This is a genomic window from Streptomyces sp. NBC_01314 (genome assembly GCF_041435215.1).
GTDB lineage: Bacteria > Actinomycetota > Actinomycetes > Streptomycetales > Streptomycetaceae > Streptomyces.
The window spans coordinates 7,834,968-7,857,463 of record NZ_CP108394.1 but is presented as its reverse complement, the minus strand read 5'-3'; the positions used below and the strand labels follow the sequence as shown (position 1 = coordinate 7,857,463).

The following is a 22,496-nucleotide window of genomic DNA, read 5'->3' as shown; positions in this document are numbered from 1 at the left end:
GGACCCGGCACCCGGCACCCGGCACCCGGCACCCGGCACCCGCAACGGCCGTGGTCGCCCGCCGTTGCGGTGGACGACCACGTGGGCGCTGGGCTTCGGGGTCAGCCCGCGAATGCCGGCTGGGGCAGGCCCTTGCCCGCGTCCGGTACCACCAGTAGTGAGCCCGACAGCGGGTGTGGGGTCTCTGTTCCCGTGCGGGCTGTCGTGATGTAGAGGTCGGTGAGGTCGGGGCCGCCGAAGGTGCAGGCGGTGGGGCGGGGGGTGGGGAGGGTGATGACGCGGTCCAGGGCGCCGGCCGGGGTGTAGCGGCGGACGGCGCCGCCCTCCCAGAGGGCGACCCAGACGCACCCCTCGGCGTCGACGGTGAGGCCGTCGGGGAAGCCCGCGCCGTCCTCGATGGTCACGAAGGGGCGCCGGTCGACCGGCAGGCGGCCGTCCGCCGTGTCCGCGTAGTCGAAGACGTCGACGCGGCGGGTCGGCGAGTCGATGTAGTACATCAGCCGTCCGTCCGGGCTCCAGCCGGTGCCGTTGCTGACGGCGACGTCGTCGAGGACCGTCCGCGCCAGGCCGTCGGCGGTGAAGCGGGACAGGGTGCCGCCGCCCGGGGCCTCGTCGTAGCGCATGGTGCCGGCGAAGAGGGAGCCGTCGGGGGCGACCGCGGCGTCGTTGGCGCGGCGGCCGGGGACCGGCTCGTGGTGCAGCCACCTAAAGCCGCCGTCGGGGTCGGTCAGGCCGACGCCGTCCCGGAGGTTCAGGACGAGGCCGCCGCCGGCGCGGGGCTTGACCGCGCCGACGTGGTGCTCGGTGACGAGGACCGTGCGGCGGCCGGAGGCCGGGTCATACGTGTAAACGCGCGACCCGAGAATGTCGATCCAGATCAGGCGTTGGGCGTCGGCGTCCCAGGTGGGGCCCTCACCGAGGGCCGCGTACTCCCGTACCGCGATCTCGTAAGCCGTGTACGCGCTCATGCCACGCTCCGGTGGCCGAGGCGCTCGGACAGTTCCGCGGCGCCCTTGGCGGCGAGCTGCTCCAGCTCGATCCGGCGCTCGTCGCTCCAGCGGATCATGGGGACGGAGATGGAGATCGCGGCGACGACCCGGCCGGTGCGGTCGCGGACCGGCGCGGCGACGCAGGAGACGTCCGGGTTGGACTCGCGGTTCTCCACGGCGAGACCCCGCTCACGGATCCGGGCCAGGGCCTCGCGCAGGGCGGCCGGGTCGGTGATGCTGTTGGGAGTCATGCCGACCAGGTCGGCGTCGTTCGGGATCCGGGCGGACAGCTCGGCGTCGGGAAGGGAGGCGAGGAGCATCTTGCCGACGGAGGTGCAGTGCGCCGGGAGGCGGCGGCCCGCGGCGGAGACCATGCGCACGGCGTGCGTGGAGTCGACCTTGGCGATGTAGATGACGTCCGTGTACTCCAGGATCGCCACGTGCACCGTCTCGTCGCAGGTCTCGGCGACGGTCCTGGCCACCTGCTGGCCCTCGGCGGCGAGGTCCAGCTGCTCGGCGTAGCGGCTGCCGAGCTGGTACGGGCGGACTCCGAGGCGGTAGCGTCCCGGCTGTCCCTGGACCTGGACGATGTATCCCCGGGCGGCGAGCGTGGTGACCAGCTCGTGCACGGTGGTGCGGGGCAACTGGAGTCTGCGCACTATGTCGGGGGCGGAGAGCGTGCCGTCCCCGTCCAGGAAGAGCTCCATTATGTCGAGCGCCCGGGTCACGGCAGGTACTAGGCGTCCCACGGTCGGCCCCCTCCCTCTGTTTGTCTGCTTGCGGTGAGTGTTCGAAATTTCAACTGTCGATCGGCATAACGAACACAGGCTAGTCATAGTGCCCTTGACCGGGCAATGGTCGGGGCCACTCCGGGTTTCCTGTGACCGGTGGGCGGGCACTGCCCTCCACGTGGTGCGGGAGACGGGGGCACATGGTGACGGACGCCGGCAGAGTGGCGAAATTCGGGCTCGGAGGCCTGGTCGGCCTGGCGCTCGGGGCGGGCCTGGTGGGCGGGGCCTGGCTGATCGCGGGGGACGCCGACCAGTCGGTGCCCTCGGGGACGGCGGGGGCGCGGGCCGTCCCGGGCGCGGACCTCTCGGCCCCGGAGAAGCTCGGCGGGTTCCTCCACCAGGACCAGGCCGTCCTGGATCTCGGCAAGGGCGCGGACGGGCAGGAGACGGCGGACCGGAACCGCGCCTGGGACAGCGAGAGCGGGGAGCGGCTGTCCGAGGCGTACGGGGGTGCGGCGGCCGTCGTCCAGACCTACTCCGACTCCTCCCTGGAGTCCTTCTTCCAGCTGGCGGCCGTCCGCGGGCCCACCCCGCGGCCGTACGTCCCGTACGAGGACGCGAAGGTGCTGGGCCTGGAGCGGCCCACCAACGAACTGGTCACCTTCGGGAAGGTGGACTGCGTCGTCCACAACCTGCCGACCAACGCCGGCGACGAGCCGGACTCCGACAGCGTGTCCACGGTGTCCTGCCAACGCGGCGACGCGGACCTGACCGTGCTGGTCCGCAACTCCACCGGCGACGTCGCCCATGAGCCGAGCCAGGTGGCCCGGCTGGTCGACGAGGCCTGGGGCGAACTGACCTGAGCACCCTCACCACCGGGCACCCCGGTCCTGTCCCCCGGCTCTGACCACCGGGTACCCCGAACCGCGCTCCGGCTCACCGCCGGGGGCGCGGGTCTCCCAGCTCCCCCCGCAGCCGTTGGGCCCTCAGTACCAGTTCCAGTTCGAAGCGGCGGTCGGGGTTGTCGATCTCGTCGCCCCAGAGTTCGCGGATCTGGCGGAGGCGGTACCGGACGGTTTGCGGGTGCACACCGAGGCGAGTGGCGATCTCGGGGGCGCCGCCGCGGGTCTCCAGCCAGGCGAGGAGCGTCTCGGCGAGGCGGCGGCCGTGGGTGGGGCCGCAGTGGGCCAGGGGGGCGAGGCAGCGCAGGGCGAGGTCGTCGATCAGTTCCTCGGGCTGGAGGAGGACCAGGGCCTCGGTGTGCTCGGTGCAGTGCAGGACCTCTCCGCCGGGGAGCAGCCGGCGTTCCATGAGGCGTACGGCGGCCTCGGCCCAGTGCAGCGACTTCGCCGCGTCGGCCAGCGGCACCGGTGGGCCGATCGCGCCGGACCAGCCGGTCAGGGCACGGTGGAGGAGTTCGGGCCGGCCGGCGGCGTCCGGTTCGGGGATGACCATGCGGGGCTGCTCGTACTCCATGTCCAGCAGGACGCCCTGGCCGACGGCGGGTGCCATGGCCTCGCGGGCGGGGCGTAACAGGACCGCGACCGCGACCTTCTCCGGGAGCGCCCAGCCGATCCGGGCCGCGCGTTCCGTGAGCGCGTCCGCCGGGTCGCCCCTGTGGTGCTCGGCGAGGAGGAGTTCCATCAGCCGGCGTTGCAGTCGCAGCCGTTCGCCCGCCTGCCGGGCCGCCGCCTCCGCGTAGCCGCGCACCGACTGGTCCACCAAGCCGTCCAGGTACTCGTATCCGGCGTCGACGAGCTCGTACATCGCGGGCGGCGGGATCTCCACGCGCTGGCCGATCTCCGCGAAACGGCGCCAGGCGAGGCGTACACCGAGACGGTAGATCGCCTGCAGCGAATCCAGGCTGCGGCCGTTCAGGCCCTCGCCGCGGCCGAACTCCTGGAAGACCCCGGGAGGGACACGGGGGCGGCCCTCGGCGGTCCCCAGGTGCTGGACGAAGACCTCGATCGCGCGGCGGATGCCGACGAGGGCCATCGGCTCGCCGGAGTCGTCGAGGACCACGGGCAGCTGCGGGTACTCGCGTCGGATCTCGCGCAGGATCTCCTCGGCGAGGGCGGGGGCCTCGGCCATGGCGATCGCGGCGAACTCGCGCACCTGCAGTCGCGGCACGTCGTGCCAGGCGGAGCGGACCGTGACGGTTCCCGGGCCTCCGGTCACCCCTCAGCGCTCCTGACCGGCGTTCTCGTACGTGATGAGTGGGGTGTTCGGCTGTTCCGGGGTCGCGTCGAGCAGCGCGACGATGCCGAGCGCGGCCCCTACGGCGAGAGCGGCGGCGGCCGCCATGGTCAGCGCGGCGGCGAGCAGTCTGGACATCGCAGGGGCAGCCTCTCGGTCGACAGGTCGTCCCCACCCAGGGCACCCCGCGTGCTCAGTGTCATCAATGCATTGACACTGCGTCAAGACTCCGCCTACGGTTCCCGGCCCATACGCAGCACCCATCCGCACGCGCACATTCCCCCCTGGACGTCGCCCCTGTCGCACGTCTACCCGAGTCGCACCTCCCAACGCCCCCTGGAGTGCCCGGATGCGCCGTACCGCCTCACCGATCTCCCTGGTCCTGCTGGGCCTCGGCACGTTTCTGCTGGCCCTCGCGCCCCTGCTCGCGTGGTACGTGCAGCCACGGGCCGCCGTGAATCCGATCGACATCGACACGACCGCCGTCTACACCGGCACGGGCAGCGTCTTCGACGTGGAGCAGGTGAAGACCGTGCCGGGCCAGGAGATCACCGTGACCCAGCGGGTGCGCGGCGATGTGGCCGAAAGTGAGCGCAGCGGGGCCGCCGTGTGGGACGTGATCACCTCGGTCGACACCGAGAAGTCCCTGCCGGCGGCCGACCCGCACGGCGCGCTGGACTTCGCCCCGCACCGCTGGGTGACCGACCGCAGGACCAACCGGCCCGTGCACTGCTGCGACGAGAAGCCGTACATCGAGGGCGAGGCCTACCTGAAGTTCCCCTTCGACGTGCAGGAACGCTCCTACCGCTGGTGGGACAACACGCTCGGCGCGACGGTGACGCTCCAGTACGAGGGCCGGAAGAAGATCCGGGGCTATGAGGGGCTGCGCTTCACGGGGAAGGTTCCGGCCACGAAGACCGGCACCCGGATGGTCCCCGGCGCCCTCGTCGACGAGCCGAACCGGCCGCAGGTGCTCGCCGAGGAGTGGTACGCCAACCACGGTCTCGAACTGGTCGTCGACCAGAGCACGGGCCGCGTGCTGTACGCGCAGACCGGGCCGCGCCGGACGCTGCGGGCGCCGGGCGGGACCGAGGACGCGGCGGTGCTCCTCGACAGCCGGAAGCTCGCGTTCACCCCGGCGACGCAGAAGTTCGCGGTCGACCAGGCCGAGAAGGACAGCGGACTGCTGCGACTGGTGGGGCGGACGGTGCCTGTCGGTACCGCTGTGCTCGGTTTCGTCCTCGCCGCCGTGGGTGCCGTTCTGGTCGTACGTGGCAGGCGGCGCCCCGATTCGCCCGAGTCGTCCCAGCAGGAGATCACGATGTGACAGGGCGTCAGTTCAATAAACCCCGGAAATTGTCACGTCGGTGAGTAGCAGCTTCGAACCGCTGGGCGAAAACTGTCCACCCCACCTGAGCACAGCCCACCCACACCTCGCATACAAACAACTCCCCATACCTCCCAGCACCTCCGAGGAACGAGAGACCCGCACGACCCATCCGGACCCCCTCCCGCCGGAACATCCTCCGCAGTGAACGTCCTTCTCCCCGCTGAGTTCCGCACCCCGAGACGAGTTGGAGCACCCATGCCCCAGCACGTGCCGTTTTCGCTGGTCGAGGTGTTTCCGCGCCTGGACCAGCACCGGTCGGCAGACCCCCCACAGCCACGCCGGATCGTCTTTCTCGCCCGCCGTGACCTCGGTAATCCGGCGGCGGGGGGCTCCGAGCTCCTCGTCGACCGGCTCGCCGACGGCCTGACCCGGCTGGGCCACCAGGTCACGCTGCTGTGCGGCGGCCCGGCGGCCTACCGCGACTACCGGGTCGTGTCGGCCGGCGGCGACCTGAGCCACCATCTGCGCGCCAAGTCGACCTTCGCCCGTCAGGTCGGCGACTGCGACCTCCTCGTCGAGGTGTGCAACGGCATGCCCTACCTCGCGCCGCTCTGGCACCACGGTCCGACGATGTGTCTGGTCAACCATGTGCACACGGATGTGTGGCAGCTGCGGTTCGGCGGTCCCCTGGCGCCGGCCGCGCGGCTCGGCCGAAGACTCGAACACTGGTCGTTGACAGTCGCGCAGCGCCGGAACCTGCTGGTCGCCGTGTCCCCGTCCACGGCCACCGCGCTCCGCTCGATCGGTGTGGAGCGGGAACGGATACGGGTCGTGCACAACGGGGTCGAGGAGCCCGGACCGCGTACCGAGCGGTCCCCCGAGCCGCTCTTCCTGGCCGTGGGGCGGCTGGTCGAGTACAAGCGCATCGACCTGCTGCTGCGGCTGTGGGAACGGGTGCGGCCGGTGACGGGCGGGCGGCTCGTGATCGTCGGTGACGGGCCCGAGCGGTCGCGGCTGGAAGCGATGGCCGGGCCCGGGGTCGAGTTCGCCGGGCATGTGTCCGAGGAGGAGAAGCACCGGCTGCTGTGTGCGGCCTGGCTGCTGCTGCATCCGTCCGCCGTCGAGGGGTGGGGGCTCGTCGTCACCGAGGCCGCGGTGCGGGAGACGCCCTCGGTCGCCTTCGATGTGCCGGGGCTGCGGGATTCCGTCGTGGACGGGGAGACCGGGGTGCTCGCCCGGGGGGAGTCGTCGTTCGCCGCGGCCTGGTGTGCGCTGGCGTTGTCGACCGATCGGCGGGTGCTGATGGGGAAGGCGGCGCGGGAGCGCTCCGCGCATTATCGGTGGGATCGCACTGTGCGGCAGTTTCGTGCGGCGGCTTCCGAGGCCGTGCGGGGATTTGGCCGGTGAGCGCCAAACGGGGTGCCACGAGGGAACGTTGGTGGCTGTCGGTTCATCGTGGCCTGTCGCGCCCACGCGGCGGAGCCCCCCATGTCACAGCCCCGCGCCCCTTGAGTGGACCGGTGGCTTTGAAGGATCCCTCTTTTCGACGGTCGGTCGCCCTCTTCCGAGCCTTCATGCGGGAGCAGGACGATCCCGAGTACTGCTATGCGCTGCTCGCTCGCGATGCCGTCGATCAGGTCGAGGCGTACGGCGGGGGGCCCGTCGACGGGCTGACCGTCGTCGATGTCGGGGGCGGGAGCGGGTACTTCACCGAGGAGTTCCGGCGGCGGGGTGCGCAGGCGTATCTCTTCGAGCCGGACATGCGGGAGTTGGGGTCGAAGCCGCCGGAGGGGGCTGTCGTCGCCGACGGGTATCTGCTTCCGCTGGCCGACGGCATCGCGGACATCACCTTCACCTCCAACGTGCTGGAGCATGTCGCCGATCCGCCGACCTTCATCAGTGAGCTCGTGCGGGTCACACGGCCCGGCGGGCTGATCTATGTGTCGTTCACGAACTGGCTGTCCCCCTGGGGCGGGCACGAGTGGGCGCCCTGGCACTACCTGGGAGCCGAACGGGCGCGCGCCCGCTATCGGCGCCGTACCGGGAAGGACGCCAAGCACACGCTCGGCGAGAACCTCTTCGCCGTGCACATCGGACGCACTTTGCGGCAGGTGCGCGGCCGGGACGACGTGACCGTCGTGTCGGCCCGCTCCCGCTACTGGCCGTTTCTCGCGGAGACCGTCGTGAAGGCGCCGGGACTGCGTGAGTTCGCCACCTGGAACCTTCTCCTCATCCTCCGGCGGTGTCCACCATGACGAGCACGGTCCAGGCTCCACCTCCCGCTCCGGTACGGCCGGCGGGCACGACCGAGGGACCCCCCGAGGGCCCTCGGTCGCGGCGCTGGCTGCTGGGATTCTGGGCCGTGGTGTTCGTGCTGCTGATCGCCGCACAGCCGGGGCGGCAGACCTTCGACACCAAGCTCGGAGTCACCACCGACCCCTGGCAGTTCGTCTCCGACCTCGGTCAGCTGTGGCACGACCGGGGCGGGTTCGGCGGCATCCAGGACCAGTACGTCGGTTACCTGTGGCCGATGCTGCCGTACTACGGGCTGACCGATCTGGTCGGACTGCCGGTGTGGCTCGCGGAGCGGCTGTGGCTGTCGCTGATCGTGTCGGTGGCCTTCTGGGGTGCGCTGCGGCTGGCGGAGCGGCTGGGCGTCGGGGGTTCCGCGATGGGGGTCCCCCCGGTCGAGCGAAGCCGAGACTGGGGGAGGCTGCTGGCCGCCGGCGCCTATGCGCTGTGGCCCGTGTTCACCACCGTCGTCGGGTCGACCTCGGCCGCCGCGCTGCCGGGGGCGTTCCTGCCGTGGGTGCTGCTGCCGTTGACGAACGAGCGGTACAGCGCGCGCGTGGCGGCCCTGCGGTCGGCGCTCTTCATCCCGTTCATGGGCGGGGTCAACGCGTCCGCGACCCTGGCCTCGCTGCTGCCCGTCGGGCTGTATCTGCTGACCCGGACGCCGGGGCCGCGGCAGCGGAGGCTGATCGCCTGGTGGGTGCCGGGGGTGATCCTGGCGACCGCGTGGTGGGTGGTCCCGCTGCTCCTGCTCGGCTTCTACGGGGAGAACTTCCTTCCGTACGTGGAGAGTTCGCAGACCACGACGGCCACGATGTCCGCCACCGAGGTGCTGCGGGGCGCCGGGAACTGGGTGGCGTATCTGAACTTCGGTGAGCCCTGGCTGCCGGCCGGGTGGTCCGTCGCCGCGTCCGTCGTCGTGATCCTGTCGTCGGCGCTGGCGGCGGGGCTGGGTCTGGCCGGGCTCGCGCGGCGGGACATGCCCGAGCGGCGGTGGCTGGTGCTGACCGTGCTGGTGGTCGCGCTGATCACGCTCGCCGGGTACGGCGGTGTGTTCGGGGCGCCCTTCCACGGGGTGGTCCAGGACTGGCTGAACGGGGGCCTCGTGCCCTTCCGGAACATCTACAAGTTCCAGACGGGGCTGGCGCTCGCGCTCGTCCTCGGGCTCGCGCATCTGGTGGGGGTGGCCGCGCAGGCGCGCGGGGCCCGGCAGGTGCGGGGGCGGCGGTTCGCCCCGCTGATCGCGGCCGTCCTCGTCGTCCCGGGGCTGCTGTGGCCGTACCTCAACGGGTCGGTGCTGCAGCCCGGTTCGTTCCAGGAGCTGCCCAAGTACTGGCAGGCGACGGCGAACTGGCTGGAGAAGTACTCGCCGGACTCCCGCGCGCTGGTCGTGCCGGCCACCGCGCACGGCATCTACACCTGGGGCACCACCGTCGACCAGCCCCTCGACGTCCTCGCCGACTCCCGCTGGGCGCAGCGCGACTACGTCCCCTTCGGCACCGCCGGCAACCGGCGCGCGATGGACGCCGTCGAGCAGGCGCTGCTGACGGGCGGCGAAGTCCCGGGCCTGGGCGACTACTTGAGCCGGGCCGGCCTGTACTACGTCGTCGTACGCAACGACCTGGACCCCGACCAGGTCGGCGCGGTGCCGACGGCGACCGTGAAGCGCACCCTGGAACAGTCCGGGTACGAGCGGGTGACGGGGCTCGGGCCGGTGATGACCGGCGGGCGGATCGCCGAGGGCACCCCGCTCCAGATCGAGGGGCTGTTCGCGCGGCAGCGGGCCGTGGAGATCTACCGCCCGGCCGAGGACGTGCCGCGCCCCGGGCAGGCCGGGCTGAAGGCGATCGCGGACACCGCTGTCGTCTCCGGCGGACCCGAGTCGCTGCTGCCGCTGTCCGCCGACCCCGAACTGCGCGACCGGGCCACCGTGCTGACCGGTGACAACCACCCGGGCCTCGGCACCCCGGCCGTGCAGGTGGTCGGCGACGGGCTGCGCCGCGCGGACACCCGGTTCGGCCTGGTCAACGCCAACACGTCGTACACGTACACGGCGAACGAGCGGAACCCGAGCGGGAGTGTGCAGGATCCCGGCAAGAAGCCGAAACAGATCCTGCCGGTGTCGGGCCTGGACCACCAGACGGTGGCCGAGCTGCGCGGCGCCACGTCCGTGACCGCCTCGACCAGCGGGAACTGGCTGTTCCATCTGCCTCAGTACGATCCGGTGAACGCCTTCGACGGCGACCGGGGCACCGCCTGGGCGGAGGGCGCGGCCGGGTCGGCGAACGGGCAGTGGCTGCGGATCGACTTCGACGGCAGTCAGGACATCCCGGCGACGTTCGAGGTCACACCGCTGCCGCAGGACGGGGTGCGGTCGGCGCCGACGCGGGTCAAGGTGGAGACCGAGCGGGGCTCACGCTCCACGAACCTCCAGGCCGACGGCTCGACGCAGACGGTGAACGCCCGTCCCGGCGAGTCGGGTTGGCTGAAGATCACCATCCTCGACTCGGCGGAGCGGCACACCGGGCTCGTCGGCGCCGGCTTCTCCGAGATCGACCTCCCCGGCGTCAAGGTCACCCGGATGCTGCGGCTGCCGACGGACGCGAAGGAGTCCGACGCCTCAGCCGAGGTGATCTCGCTCCAGCGGGCCGCCGACCCGACCGGCCTCTCCCCGACGGGCACGGAACCGGGGCTGCACCGCACCTTCGGCACCGCCACGGCGGGGACGTACACGGTGAAGGCGACGGCCGTCCCCGTGCCGGGTGACGAACTCGACAAGCTGCTGTACGAGGTGGCCCCCGACCAGCAGACCCGGATGACGGCGACCGCCGAATCCACGGCCTCCCTCGGGGCCGGGCTCTCGCCGCGCAACCTGACCGACGGCGACCTGACCACGGCGTGGATCGCGGGCGACGACCCGACCATCCATCTCAGCTGGAAGGACAAGTGGCCGGTCGGCTCGCTCGTCCTGGCCCCGGCGGGCGGCCTGTCGGCCCGGCCGACGCAGGTCGAGATCAGCTCCCCGGACGGTGCCGCCATCGCCGGTGTCGACGAGAACGGCTGGGTCCGCTTCGACCCGATCAACACCGACCAGCTCGACATCACCATCACCGAGACGGCCCCGATGACCGTCCACAACCCCGTCGCCGACGAGGACCTGCAACTCCCGGTCGGCCTCACGGAGGCGTACGTCCCGGCCCTCGACCAGTACCGCACCCCGCAGCCCACCCCGACCCGGGAGTTCGAGCTCCCGTGCGGCGAGGGCCCGGTGGTCGAGGTCGACGGGACGCTGTACGAGACGAGCGCCAAGGGGACGGTACGAGACCTGGTCGAGCGCCGGTCGATCGATCTGACGCTCTGCCAGAACGGCGCGGTCGGCGGTGAGTTGGAGCTCGGCGCGGCCGGCCGGCACACCTTCGAGTCCGAGGACTCGGGCGCCCTGGCCGTCACCACCGTGACCCTCACCCGGGGCTCGATCGCCGAACCCGCCGCCAACGGCCGCGATCTGGGCATACGGGACTGGCTCGGCGACCGCCGCGCGGTCACCGTCGGCGACGGCGCGGCCTCCTACCTGACGACGTACGAGAACTTCAACGACGGCTGGAAGGCCACGCTGGGCGGCCGAGAGCTGACCCCCGTGCGGCTCGACGGCTGGCAGCAGGGCTGGCGCATCCCCGGTGGCGCGGGCGGCACGGTCAAGCTGTCGTACGAGCCGTCCGTGACGTACGAGGCCGGGCTGATCGGTGCCGGTGTGGGCCTCGTGGCCCTGATCGGGCTGGCCCTCTGGCGCCGCCAGGAGCCCAACCCCGACGCGCCACAGCCGACCCCGCCGGGCCCCGGTCTCTGGCTCGGCACGGTCGCCCTCACCCTCGTCGGCATCGTCATCGCGGGCTTCTTCGCCCTCCTGGTCCCGCTCCTGGCTCTCCTCGCCCGGAAACGGCACACCCTGCTCGTACCGATCGCCCTCCTCGCCCTGGCCGGCGCCGGTGTCGCCGCCGCCTTCGGAGCGGGTGAACCGGTCGCGGCGGAGGAGGGCGCGTTCGGTCATGTGGCCCAGCTGCTCGCGCTGATCGGGCTGTTCGCGGCGCTGGTGAGTGTGGGCGCGGACGCCGTGACCTCGCCGGAACGGCCCGGCTCCACAAGGGAGTTCGAGGTACCGCCGGGGGCGCAGGCACCGACGGAGCCGCTGCCGCAGCGGCGGCGGGTGAACAAGAGGCTGAACGGCGGGCCGGGCGGGTCCGGAGGCGGTGGTGGGTCCGTCGCGAGTCCGACGATCTCGGCGCGCGGGCCGGGCTCCCCGCAAGGGGACCCGGACACCCCGACCCGGCGGATCCCGTTCACCAAGCCGAAGTTCGGGGCGGTACCGCCTCCCGCCGACCACGACGACAGCGACGGTACGGGTAAGGGGGAGCCGGCATGACGGCACTGGACCACCCCGCACGGGACGAAGCCGCCCACGGGCCCGTCCGCATCCCCTTCCCGGTGGTCGACGAAATCTCCCGGCACTGCCTCCAGGAGAAGGAACCCGAAACCGTCCACATCGAGGTCCACCTGCCCGGCCGCCTGGACCCCGGCCGTCTCCACACCGCTTTCACCGCCGCCCTCCGCGCCCACCCCCGCATCCTCATGCGGGAGGCGCCGGGGCGGTGGTACAGCCGCCGCTACGAGTGGGAGCTGACCAAGGAGCCGGAGGTGGAGGTGGTGGCCTTCCTCCCGGCGGGCCCGCACGCCCTGCGGGACGCACGGACGAGAGCCCTGATGGAGGCGCCCCCGCTGACACTGTCCCCGCCGATCCGCCTGGAGGTGGTGGAGGGGGCGGGGCCGGCGGTGGGCAGCGAGGCCAGCGACGCAGTCGGCATAGCTGCGGGCAGTCGTGCCGCCGGAGCGACGGGGGTCCCCCCGCGCGAGCGAAGTCGAGAGTGGGGGAGGGTGGGCGCAGCGGCACCTCGAACCGCCGAGCAGCGGAAACACCCCCCGGCCGACCCCACCCCCACCCCTGGGCGCCCCAAAGGCACCGGCACCGGCACCGTCCTCTTCCTCACCATCAACCACACCGCACTGGACGGCCCGGCCTGCCTCCGCATCCTGGCCACCGCCGCGCAACTGTACGGCGGCGAGGACAACGCCCCCACCGCCCCGCCCGTCCGCCCCACCCCCGCCCAGGACGACCCGACCCCGGCCGAGACGGACGCCCCCTCCAACTGGGCCCGCCCCGCCCGCGTCGCCCCCGGCACCCCCGAACCCTCCCCCGGCAACGGCCTGCTCGTCACCGAACTCCCCGTCCCCCGCCGCCCGAAGTCCGCCCCCTACACCGTGAACGACCAGCTCATGGTCACCACGGCCCTGATGCTCGCCCACTGGAACCGGGAACACGGCGCACACCCCCGCCCCCTGCGCATCACCATGCCCGTGGACGACCGCCCGAGGGACACGGACATGCCGATAGGCAACGGCACCCGACTGGTGGAAGTCGCCTTCTCTCCACACGAGTTGAACCCGGCGCACACCCCCCTTGCCACCCTTCTCCGCCGCACGGCGGAACGCACCCGCGCCCTGAAATCCCTCCAGCGCCCCCAACTGGGCCACGGGGCCTCCCTGTTGACGGCCCCGGTGGTGCCCGTCTCCTGGCGCGCGGCCCTCACCCGGGGCCTGCGCAGAGCCGCGGGCCCCTGGACGTCGACCACCCTGCTCAGCAACATCGGCCGCATCCCGTACGCGCTGGACTTCGGTGCGGAAGCCGGCCGCGCCCACGCCGTGTGGTTCTCGGCCCCCGCCCGCATGCCGCGCGGCCTCACCGTCACGACCGCCTCCACGGCGGGCCGCCTGCACCTGGCCCTGCGCTGGTCCCGCGCCCTGCTCAGCCACGGCGACGGCGCCCACCTCCGCGACCTCTTCGAGCACTATCTCCACGCGACGGCGGAGGACACCGAGTAATGCCGCGAGCCATGCCGACCACCTCGCCCACGGAATCCCCGACACCCGCCCCGGCCAAGGGACTTCGGGACTTCTACGAGGACCCGTCCGTCCCCGTCGCCTCCGGCACCCCCCGCAGCCTCGCCCAGGCCCGCATGCTGGCCGAAGCGCTGGGCCCGGCCGCCCGGGGAAGCCGCACGATCCTCGACATCGGCTGCGGCGACGGCACGGCGGCGGCCACCGCCGCGCCCCTCCTGACCGGCCACCGCATCATCGGCGTCGACTGGTCCCAGGACGCCCTCCGACGCGCCCGTACCCGCATCCCGTACGCGATCCGCGGTGAACTGGCCGACGGCGGGCTGCCGTTGCGGTCCGAGTCCGCCGACGCCGTTCTGTTCAGCGAGGTCATCGAGCACCTGGTCGACCCGGACGCAGCCCTCGACGAGATCCGCCGCGTGCTGCGCCCCGGCGGCCATCTGATGCTGTCGACCCCCAATCTGGCCGCCTGGTACAACCGCGCCCTGCTGCTCGCGGGCGTCCAGCCCGTGTTCTCGGAGGTCAGCCTGCGCGGCATCCACGGCCGCCCGGGCAGGGAGGTCGTGGGCCATCTGCGGCTCTACACCGCCCGCGCGCTGCGGGAGTTCGTGTCCGCGTCCGGCTTCGAGGTCGTACGGCTGCGCGGGGCGCCCTTCCACGGCGTACCGCGCCCGCTGCGTCCGCTGGACCGCCTGGCCTGCGCGGCCCCGTCGGCCGCGTCGATCCTGCTGCTGCACGCACGGAGGACGTAGCCGATGTGGTGGGGAGTGGCCGCGGCCCTGTTGGCGAACGCGCTGTACAGCACCGGATTCGTCCTGGAGAAACGCGCGCTCACCGCCATGCCGCAGGTGACGGTCCGGGAACCGGTGAAGCTGCTGCGACAGGTCGTCGGCAGCCCCCTGTGGATCGCGGGCTCGCTGTCGCTGGCCGCCGGGTTCGCCGCTCAGCTGGCCGTGTACCGGACGCTGCCGATCGCCGCCGCCCAGGGCATCTTCGTATCGGGACTGGTCCTGCTGGTCCTGCTCTCGGCGCGGCTGCTCGGCGAGGAGACCACGGGCCGGGAGCGGTACGCCCTCGGGGCCATCCTCGCCGCGCTGCTGATGGTGGTGCTGTCGCTGGACGAGGGCTCCGACACGGTCAGCCGCGGGGCACCGTACGCCCTGGTCCTCACGATCTGCCTGCCCGCGCTGGCGGCGGGCGTGGGGCTGTACCGGTCCGCCGAGCGGCGCGCCCGGCACCGGCACCGGCTGCCGACCACGGGCGTCGAGTACGGCGTGGCGGTGGGCCTGCTGTACGGCGTCAGCTCGCTCGCGATCAAGGGCGTGTCGAGCCGTCTGACCACCGGCGGGCTCGGGGACGCGGTGGTCGGCCTGCTGCGCTCCCCGTACCCGTATCTCCTGCTCTTCACCGGCGCGTTCGGTCTGGTGATGTCGCAGGCGGCGCTGCAGCGCTGCCGGGCCTCGCTGATCGTGCCGGTCTGCACGACGGTGACCTGTCTGTTCACGGCGGTGCTCGGCACGCTGTCGTTCGGCGAGTCGCTGCCCGGCGATCCACTGCGTCTGACGCTGCGCCTGTCCGGCACGGTGCTGGCGGTCGCCGTACTGCTGAGCATGCCCAAGCACGACAGTCCAGCGCCGCCATCGCCACCCCAACCCCCGGCACCGGCCAAGGAGTTGCCTCTCCATGAACCCCGACGACCCGTTGCTCCAGATCCTGGCGTGCCCGCTGGACAAGGGGCCCCTGCACCTGGTGGTCCACGAGGAGGGAAAGCGACCTGACACCACCACCGCCGCCGCCCAGGCGTCCGAGTCGCTCTACAACCCCCGGCTGCACCGCCGTTACCCGATCGTCGACGGCATTCCGCAGTTGCTGCCGTCGTCGGGCGAGCAGGTGACGGAGGACGAGCACGAGAAGCTTTCCGCACTCCTCAAGAGGATGAGCTCATGACCACGCTCGCCGCCCGGCTCGCGCCGCTCCTCCCGGACCGGCTGGTGGCCGCGGCCGCCCGGCTCGTCTACCCGCGCTTCGAACCGGAGCTGGCCCGCCTCGACGAGCTGTGCCCGCCGGAGTGCGGTACGGCCGTGGACGTCGGCGGCTGGTACGGCCCCTGGACGCGCCGGCTGGCGGGACGGGCGGGGCGCGTGGTGACCGTCGAGCCGGTGCCCCGGCTGGCCCGACTGCTCAGCTCGACGGCTCCCTCCAACGTCCGCGTCGTCCAGGCCGCGGCCTCCGACCGCCCGGGCACGGCCCGCCTCTGGCTTCCGCCCGGCGACGACGGCGGACGCGGGGTGTCGTCCCTGGTCCGCCGGGACATCCACGCCCGCGCGCTGGACGTCAGCTGCGTCTCCCTCGACGGCCTGGGCCTGACGGACGTCGGGTTCATCAAGATCGACGTCGACGGCAACGAACTGGCCGTCCTGCACGGCGCGTCCGGCCTCCTCGCCCGCGACCGCCCGGCCCTCTTCGTCGAACTGGAGGCCCGTATCCAGCCGATCACCCCGGTCGTCGACCTCCTCGCCGGCCTGGGCTACGCCGGCTGGGTCCTGCCCGCCGGGACCTGGCTCCCCCTCGTTCCGGCCACCCTGGAGGCCCACCAGAGGCGCACCTCGCACAGGGCGTCGCAGGGGCTGCTCCGGCGTGTCCTGCCGTTCGCCGGCCGGTACGTCAACTCGGTGCTGTTCCTGCCGGACGGGCGCCGCCCGGGTGAGCGTGCCGGTGGCCGCCGAACCGCCTCGGGCGCCGTACGCCACGATGGACCCCATGTCCTCCGCGAAGCGCCCCGGCCCCGATAGGCCCTCCGGTCCTTTCACCCCTCTGGACTTCCAGTGCGTGCTGCTGCGTCGTATGGCCGACCACAATCCGGAGCTCGTCGAGGACGCCCGCCGTGCGCTGGGCGTCTCCCTCGCGGACATGCGCGAGGCGAACCGGCGGTGGCAGGCGATGGTGCGCTCGCCCCGGACACGGGGGTCGGCGTCCCGGTACCGGTCGGTCCTGGGCGCGCCGGAGTCGGTCACGGTGCAGAAGATCGGCGCCCTGGACTGTGAGGCCTGGCTGTGGCCGGTGCCGTTGTGGGCCGGCCTCCGCTTCGAGGTGCTGCTCGCGCCGAACGGGGCGGTGTGGAACGAGTGGCTCGTGCGGGCGCCGGGGGCCGCGGCGCCTGAGCTGCGCGCGCTCGAAGACCTGACGCCGTGGTCCTGCACGGTGGACGAGGTGGCACGGGCCTTCGCGCCGGCACGGCCCCTGGAGGGGACGGCGCCCACCCGGTGGGGGCTGCGGTTCGTCGCGCCCGACGGGCAAGGGATGCGGCGGGAGTGTGTCGCGGAGTTCACGTGGGGGCTGTTGCAGCGGATCGGCTCAGCCCCACGCCCCTGAAAGCAACCGGGTCGCACCTCTTCAGGTCTTCAGGTCACATACTCTTTCGATCAGCTTCTTCCCCAACCGCTCAGCTTGGCCTCCCAAGCAGACGATTGAGGATCATCCGGCCGTGGGGAGCACCGCTGGGCCTACTGTCCGTGCAGAGTCCTGATCTCACGGAAAGGCAACCCCCATGACGACCCAGCACCGCGCGGAGCGAACCGTGCCCGTCGAGCGGCTGCGGCTGGGGGATCACGCCTGTATGGGTCCGGGGGACATCGAGGGAGCCGGGGAGTCGCCGTGGAAGGTGTTCACCGCGTACACCCGGACGAGTCTGGCGCGCGGGGAGAAGGTCCTGCTGGTCATGGACCCCGACGACCTGAGCGACAACGAGGTGGTCGCCCTGCTGGACCGGGGCAGCGGGCAGGTTGTGGCGGCGCGGGCCGCCGGTCAGCTGTCGCTCAAGCGCAACACGGAGGTCTACGCCCCCGACAGCCGCTTCCAGGAGCAGCGCACGATCGACACGTACGCCGCCGAGGTCGACCGCGCCCGCGACGAGGGCTGGGCGGGGCTGCGGGTCGCCGCCGACATGAGCTGGGCACCCCGGATGAACCTCGGCCACGACCGGCTGCTCGACTACGAGGCGTCCGTGGCACCGCTGTTCGCGGACCCGCTGTTCACCGCGATCTGCTGGTACGACCGCCGGCACTTCGACGACGACCTCACGGCCCGCGTCGACGAGGTCCACCCGCTGCGGGTCATGGAACGCCTCGACTCCCTGGAGGTCACCGAGACCCCCGACGGCGGGCGGATCGCCGGCACCGCCGAGCTGAGCACGCGCACCGCGTTCGTCGAGGCCCTGCGCGACGCGCTGGAACGCCGTGACGACACCGGCCCCAGCCACTTCGTCCTCGACCTCCGTGACCTGTGCTTCATGGAGGCCCACTGCGCCTGGCAGCTGATCAGCCTCGCCGCGTCGCTCCCGCCCGGCAGCGAGGTCACCGTGCGCTGCGGCGAACTGCTGGGCCTGGTCCTGAAGCAGCTGGGCGCGGACGAGGTGCCCCAGCTGCTCCTCAGCGTGGAGGGAGACGGGGACGAGGGAGACGCCGGGTGAGCGGGGGTCCGGTACTGCGGATGGATGTCGACGGCACCGAACTCCCCTGGTGCGCTCGCTGGTCGAGGAGGTGGTGGCCCGACCGGCCCGACCGTGCGGCGGATCGGCCCGAAGGGCATGGGCCGCGTCTCGCCGGGTCCCTCTCCGTACCCCTGCCGACCCCCGTCACAGCCCCGCCCGCGTGCTGAACCAGGCCGCCACCTGACTGCGGTTGTGGAAGCCCAGCTTCACGAGGATGCGTTCGACATGGCCTTCGGCGGTGCGGCGGGCGATGACCAGATGGTCGGCGATCTGCTTGTTGGTACGGCCCTGGGCGACGAGGGCGGCGACCTGGAGTTCACGCCGGGTGAGCGGGACCGGGTCGGAAACGGGACCGGCGCCCGGCGCCGGGGCGGCTCCGCCGGGGCCCCCGGCCGGGGCGGCACCCTCGCACACGGTCGAGGCGTCCCCCGTACGTACGGCCGGGGCGGCCCCCTCCCGCGGCTCACCCAGCGCGTACGCCACCGCCTGCTCCACCGTCAGACGGCCGCCCCGGCGGCGGGCCAGGGCATAGGCGTGGTCACCGAGGGTGCTCCGGGCGCGGTCTTCGGCGGCCCGGGGGCGGCCGGGCCGGAGGGCGTCCATGGGTTTGCCGCCGATGTCGTGCCAGATGCGGTCGGCGGCACCGCGCAGGACACCGGCCCGCTCGGCGGCGCCCGCCAGGGCCTCGGCGGCGGCGAGCAGGTCGAGGGTGCGGGCGAGGCTCTGGTGCTGGCGCACGGTGTACGGCAGCCGCAGACAGGCGCGGGCATGCTCGGCGGCACGGTCGTACTGCCCGGCCGACCAGTGCGCGAGGGCGAGGGTGCGCAGCGCCCAGGAGCGGGCCCACTGTTCGCCGTGCGCCTCGCAGAGGGCGACGGCCTCGGCGCACAGCGGGATCGCCTCCGCCGCGCGGCCCCGACTGACGAGGGTGCAGGCCAGTTCGACGCGGGTGAGGACGACGAAGGCGGTGGAGGCGCGGGCCCGGACCGGGGCGAGAGCGCCGGCCGGCACGGGTGGCGGCGCGGGCACCGGGAGTTCCTCGTCGGCGGCGGCAGCGGTCCGCACCGGGGCGAGGCCGGCCAGGACGGCGGCGGAGCGGCTGTGGACCAGCGAGGTCAGGGCGCCCGCCCACAGGGCGCGGGTCAGCGCCTCGTCCGGCCGGGCCCCGGCCCGCAGGGCGCCGTCCATCCAGTGCCGGCCCTCGCCCCAGATGCCGCCCGCGACCCAGTGGAACCACAGGCCGGCGGCGAGCCGCAGCCCGTGCTGGGCCTCGCCGGGGGTGGTGAGGCAGAAGTCGAGGGCGGCCCGGAAGTTGTCCTGGTCGATCCGCAGCCGTTCGGTGATCTCCGCCTGGTCGGGGCCGAACCAGGCCTGCTCGTACTCGGCGCCGAGGCGCGCGAAGTGGTCCCGGTGGCGCCGCCGGGTGTCGGTCGCCTCGCCCAGGTCGTGCAGCTTCTCCAGCCCGTAGTCACGCAGGGAGACCAGGAGGCGGTAGCGGACCTGCCCGGCGTGCTCCTCCCGGACGAGCACCGACTTGTCGACGAGCCCGGCGACGGCGTCCAGGACGGCGCACGGGACGATCCCCTCCCGGGAGCCGGCGTCCGCCCCGGCGCAGACCGCTTCGGCGGCGGCCAGGTCGAAGCCGCCGACGAACACCGACAGCCACGCCCACACCAACTGCTCCTGCGGGGTGCACAGTTCGTGGCTCCAGTCGACGGCGGAGCGCAGGGTGCGGTGGCGGGGCGCGGAGGTCGGGCTGCCGCAGGTGAGGAGCTGGTAGCGGTCGTCGAGGCGTTCGACGAGCTGGTCCACGCCGAGGGCGCGCACCCGGACCGCCGCCAGCTCGATGGCCAGCGGCAGTCCGTCGAGGCGCCGGCAGAGGCGGGCCACGGCCTGCTGGTTCGCCTCGCCGACGGTGAAGCCGGGGACCACGGCCGCCGCCCGGTCGGCGAACAGCCGCAGTGCGGGGAAGGACTCGACCGCCGAAGGGGTCAGCTCTTCCTGCGCGGGCGCGGGCAACGGCGGCACCTCGAAGAGCTGTTCCCCGGCGAGACCGAGCCGGTGCCTGCTGGTGGCGAGGATCCGTACGCCCTCGGTGGCCGCCAGCACGGTTCCCGCGAGGACCGCGCAACTGCGCAGCAGATGCTCGCAGTTGTCGAGCACGATGAGTAGGCGCCGCTCGCGCAGATGGTCGACGAGGATCTCCAGCGGGGGCCGTACGGTCTCGTTGCGGACACCGAGCGCGTCGTTCACCGCGTGCGGGACGAACGCCTCGTCGCTCAGCGCGGCCAGCGGTACGAGCCACACTCCGTCCGGGAAGGCCCGTGCGACCTGTCCCGCCACATGCCCGGCGAGCCGGGTCTTGCCCACCCCGCCGGGCCCTGTCAGCGTCAGCAGTCTGCCCGCCGACAACAACCGTCTGACATCGGCCGCCTCGTCCCGTCGCCCCACGAAGCTCGTCAGCTCCGCCGGGAAACCGGAAGTGCGCCGCGACTCCGATCCGCCCACGACCCTGGTCACGCCCTCAGTTGTGCTGCCCGTACGCGCAGTTGTAACCCCGAAGGGTAGGCAGCGGGCACGGGCGGGACGCGCGCTTCGTGGATTTCCCGCCTCTTCGGGTGAGAGGGCTTGTGGGGCCGGGGCGGGTGCCGGGAGTCAGCCGGTGGTAGCCGCCGCCAGGATCGCTTCGACCACGTGGGGCAGCGAGTCCGGGTGCAGCCACAGGAAGAGGTTGGGCTCGACGAGTTCCAGTTCCATCACGCACGGCCGCCCGTCCTCCCCGGTGACGAGGTCGACGCGCGCGTACAACAGCTCGGGATTCCCCGGTACGGCGGCCAACGCCCGCTCGGCGACGGCGAGTTCGGCCTCGGTCGGGGTCCAGGGCTCCAGGTCCGGGTGGGCGATCTTGTCGGCGTCGTACGCGGTGCCGGGCGCGAGCACCGCCCCCTTGCGGCTGGCGTGCAGCAGTCGGCCTCCGAAGAACTGCAGGGCCCGCTCCCCGTCGGTGTCGATGCTCGTCACGAAGGGCTGCACCATCGCGGTGAGCCCCTCGGCGTGCATCCGCTCGACGTGCCGTACGGCGGTCTCCCGCTGGTCGGGGGTGTACCGCGCGGCGAACCGGGCGCCCGCGCCGGAGGTGGGCTTCACGACGTACTCGTGCGCCTCCGGAAGCCGCACGGTCGCGCCCGGCGCGAGATAGGCCGTCGGCACGACGGGTACCCCGGCGTCGGCGAGGTCACCGATGTACCGCTTGTCGGTGTTCCAGCGAACGACCCCGGCCGGGTTGGCGAGCCGGGTGGCCTCGCCGGTCCTCTCCGCCCAGGCCACGAACTCCGCCGCGCGCCAGCTGTAGTCCCAGGTGGACCGGATGACGACGAGGTCGTAGCCGGCCCAGTCGGCCGCCGGGTCGTCCCAGCGCACGGCCGCCGCGTCGGCCCCTGCCTCCCCCAGCGCCCGCACCAGCACCGGCAGATCCCGGTCATGGCTGGTCTCCGGCCCGGGGTCGTAGGTGGCGACGGCTATGCGGGGGGCGGCTGTGCGGGCCACGGGGACTCCATCCTCGTACGTCTGCGGCGGCCCTCCGGGCAGGTGTCCGGAAGGGGTCTCCGGCGCAGGCTAACAACTCCGGGGACCGACGAGGCAAAGGGTTCCTCCGCGACGGCGCTCCCGCTCACGGCACGGCAGGCCCCGTGATGAGGCGGCCCTTACTGTCGTACGGCCAGACATTGGGGACGCAGCCGTTCATGCCCTTGATCTGCTGCATCATCGCCGGGGCGGGCTTGCCCTCGCCGGAGCAGCCGACGTGGCCGAGGCCGAGGAAGTGGCCGACCTCGTGGTTGATGATCAAGGCACGGTAGGCCTTGACGTCCTTGGCGTAGACGGGGGTCGCCAGTTCCCAGCGTTCGAGGTTGACCATGACGTCGGCGCCGACGTTGCAGTTGAACTCGCCGCCGGTGTCCAGCCCGCCCGCACCGCAGACGTCGTCGACGGTGCCGGGGGTCGCGACCTTGACGACGAAGTCGAAGGTGCCGCCGGAGACCCGCTGGAAGGCCCGGTCGCCGCCGGCCGTCCAGCCGCGCGGGTCGGCGAAGACGCCTTCCACCTCGTCGGCGACGTCGGCGGTGGACAGCGACAGCCCCTTCTCGACCTCGACCCGGTAGCGCAGGGGTGTGCCCTTCCCCACCTTGCCGCTGCCGCCGGAGGCCGTGGTGAACGTGCCCGGCCCGGTCCTGGGGATGGTCACCGGGGAGCCGCTGGGGGACGGCGACGCCGACCTGCCCGGTGCCGAACCGGACGGGGAGGAGGGACTACGGGGACCATCGGCGCCGGCACTGGAACTCGTGCTCGGGCGGGGGCTCGCGCTCGGGCTGGGGCCGGGTGAGCGCCGGGATCGTTCGGGCGAGGGCTCGGCGGAGGCGGACACGCCGGCGCCCGCCTCTCCGGCTAACTCCTCCGTGCCGCCGGGCATCCAGCCCATGGTCGCGAATCCGGCGACACCGAGCGCCGTCACGACCCCGAGC

General features: G+C 72.9%; 19 protein-coding genes. 12 read left to right on the top strand and 7 right to left on the bottom strand.

Annotated elements, in window-relative coordinates:
- Nucleotides 1-101: 101 nt before the first annotated feature.
- Nucleotides 102-968, bottom strand: coding sequence for an SMP-30/gluconolactonase/LRE family protein (locus OG622_RS34590; protein WP_371580557.1), 867 nt, complete (start codon nt 966-968; stop codon nt 102-104).
- The gene (locus tag OG622_RS34585; RefSeq protein WP_371580556.1) at nt 965-1,738 is read right to left on the bottom strand and encodes an IclR family transcriptional regulator; all 774 of its coding nucleotides are present in this window, start codon (nt 1,736-1,738) and stop codon (nt 965-967) included. The genes OG622_RS34590 and OG622_RS34585 overlap by 4 nt, the downstream gene beginning before the upstream one ends.
- Before the next feature lie 182 nt (nt 1,739-1,920).
- On the opposite strand from OG622_RS34585, the gene OG622_RS34580 reads away from it, so the two are divergent.
- Nucleotides 1,921-2,583 (top strand): hypothetical protein, encoded by a 663-nt coding sequence (locus OG622_RS34580; RefSeq protein ID WP_371580555.1) that lies wholly within the window; start codon nt 1,921-1,923, stop codon nt 2,581-2,583.
- Between the two features lie 73 nt (nt 2,584-2,656).
- Here OG622_RS34580 and OG622_RS34575 read toward each other — a convergent pair whose 3' ends face one another.
- On the bottom strand, nt 2,657-3,898 hold the full coding sequence (locus tag OG622_RS34575) for a helix-turn-helix domain-containing protein (RefSeq protein ID WP_371580554.1): 1,242 nt from the start codon (nt 3,896-3,898) through the stop codon (nt 2,657-2,659).
- Nucleotides 3,899-3,901: 3 nt separating this feature from the next.
- Nucleotides 3,902-4,054 carry a hypothetical protein gene (locus OG622_RS34570; RefSeq protein WP_371580553.1) on the bottom strand — a complete coding sequence of 51 codons (153 nt, stop codon included), beginning with the start codon at nt 4,052-4,054 and terminating at the stop codon, nt 3,902-3,904.
- A 211-nt stretch (nt 4,055-4,265) separates the two neighbouring features.
- On the opposite strand from OG622_RS34570, the gene OG622_RS34565 reads away from it, so the two are divergent.
- The 11 genes from OG622_RS34565 to OG622_RS34515 all read left to right on the top strand — a co-directional run bounded on the left by OG622_RS34565 (nt 4,266) and on the right by OG622_RS34515 (nt 17,955).
- Nucleotides 4,266-5,243, top strand: a complete 978-nt coding sequence (locus OG622_RS34565; RefSeq protein WP_371580552.1) for a DUF3068 domain-containing protein — start codon at nt 4,266-4,268, stop codon at nt 5,241-5,243.
- A gap of 258 nt (nt 5,244-5,501) precedes the next feature.
- The gene (locus OG622_RS34560; protein ID WP_371580551.1) at nt 5,502-6,653 is read left to right on the top strand and encodes a glycosyltransferase family 4 protein; all 1,152 of its coding nucleotides are present in this window, start codon (nt 5,502-5,504) and stop codon (nt 6,651-6,653) included.
- A 167-nt stretch (nt 6,654-6,820) separates the two neighbouring features.
- Entirely contained in the window at nt 6,821-7,501 is a 681-nt protein-coding gene (locus OG622_RS34555) for a class I SAM-dependent methyltransferase (protein ID WP_371580550.1), read from the top strand.
- Nucleotides 7,498-11,958, top strand: coding sequence for an alpha-(1->3)-arabinofuranosyltransferase (locus OG622_RS34550; RefSeq protein WP_371584308.1), 4,461 nt, complete (start codon nt 7,498-7,500; stop codon nt 11,956-11,958). The genes OG622_RS34555 and OG622_RS34550 overlap by 4 nt, the downstream gene beginning before the upstream one ends.
- A complete protein-coding gene (locus OG622_RS34545) occupies nt 11,955-13,472 on the top strand; it encodes a condensation protein (protein ID WP_371580548.1) in 1,518 nt (505 codons plus the stop codon). The genes OG622_RS34550 and OG622_RS34545 overlap by 4 nt, the downstream gene beginning before the upstream one ends.
- Before the next feature lie 11 nt (nt 13,473-13,483).
- Complete coding sequence (locus OG622_RS34540; RefSeq protein WP_371580547.1) at nt 13,484-14,239, top strand: methyltransferase domain-containing protein; 756 nt, start codon at nt 13,484-13,486, stop codon at nt 14,237-14,239.
- Between the two features lie 3 nt (nt 14,240-14,242).
- Nucleotides 14,243-15,265 carry a hypothetical protein gene (locus OG622_RS34535; protein WP_371580546.1) on the top strand — a complete coding sequence of 341 codons (1,023 nt, stop codon included), beginning with the start codon at nt 14,243-14,245 and terminating at the stop codon, nt 15,263-15,265.
- The gene (locus OG622_RS34530; protein ID WP_371580545.1) at nt 15,171-15,434 is read left to right on the top strand and encodes a Trm112 family protein; all 264 of its coding nucleotides are present in this window, start codon (nt 15,171-15,173) and stop codon (nt 15,432-15,434) included. The genes OG622_RS34535 and OG622_RS34530 overlap by 95 nt, the downstream gene beginning before the upstream one ends.
- The gene (locus tag OG622_RS34525; RefSeq protein WP_371580544.1) at nt 15,431-16,279 is read left to right on the top strand and encodes an FkbM family methyltransferase; all 849 of its coding nucleotides are present in this window, start codon (nt 15,431-15,433) and stop codon (nt 16,277-16,279) included. The genes OG622_RS34530 and OG622_RS34525 overlap by 4 nt, the downstream gene beginning before the upstream one ends.
- Nucleotides 16,239-16,859 carry a hypothetical protein gene (locus OG622_RS34520; protein ID WP_371580543.1) on the top strand — a complete coding sequence of 207 codons (621 nt, stop codon included), beginning with the start codon at nt 16,239-16,241 and terminating at the stop codon, nt 16,857-16,859. The genes OG622_RS34525 and OG622_RS34520 overlap by 41 nt, the downstream gene beginning before the upstream one ends.
- Before the next feature lie 175 nt (nt 16,860-17,034).
- Nucleotides 17,035-17,955, top strand: coding sequence for an MEDS domain-containing protein (locus OG622_RS34515; RefSeq protein ID WP_371580542.1), 921 nt, complete (start codon nt 17,035-17,037; stop codon nt 17,953-17,955).
- 165 nt (nt 17,956-18,120) lie between these two features.
- Here the strand turns inward: OG622_RS34515 and OG622_RS34510 are convergent, their stop codons facing one another.
- The 3 genes from OG622_RS34510 to OG622_RS34500 form a co-directional block, all read right to left on the bottom strand.
- Nucleotides 18,121-20,496, bottom strand: coding sequence for a LuxR C-terminal-related transcriptional regulator (locus OG622_RS34510; protein ID WP_371580541.1), 2,376 nt, complete (start codon nt 20,494-20,496; stop codon nt 18,121-18,123).
- Nucleotides 20,497-20,631: 135 nt separating this feature from the next.
- Nucleotides 20,632-21,522, bottom strand: a complete 891-nt coding sequence (locus OG622_RS34505) for a RimK family alpha-L-glutamate ligase (protein ID WP_371580540.1) — start codon at nt 21,520-21,522, stop codon at nt 20,632-20,634.
- Nucleotides 21,523-21,646: 124 nt separating this feature from the next.
- Nucleotides 21,647-22,486, bottom strand: coding sequence for a DUF3152 domain-containing protein (locus OG622_RS34500; RefSeq protein ID WP_371580539.1), 840 nt, complete (start codon nt 22,484-22,486; stop codon nt 21,647-21,649).
- Nucleotides 22,487-22,496: the final 10 nt, after the last annotated feature.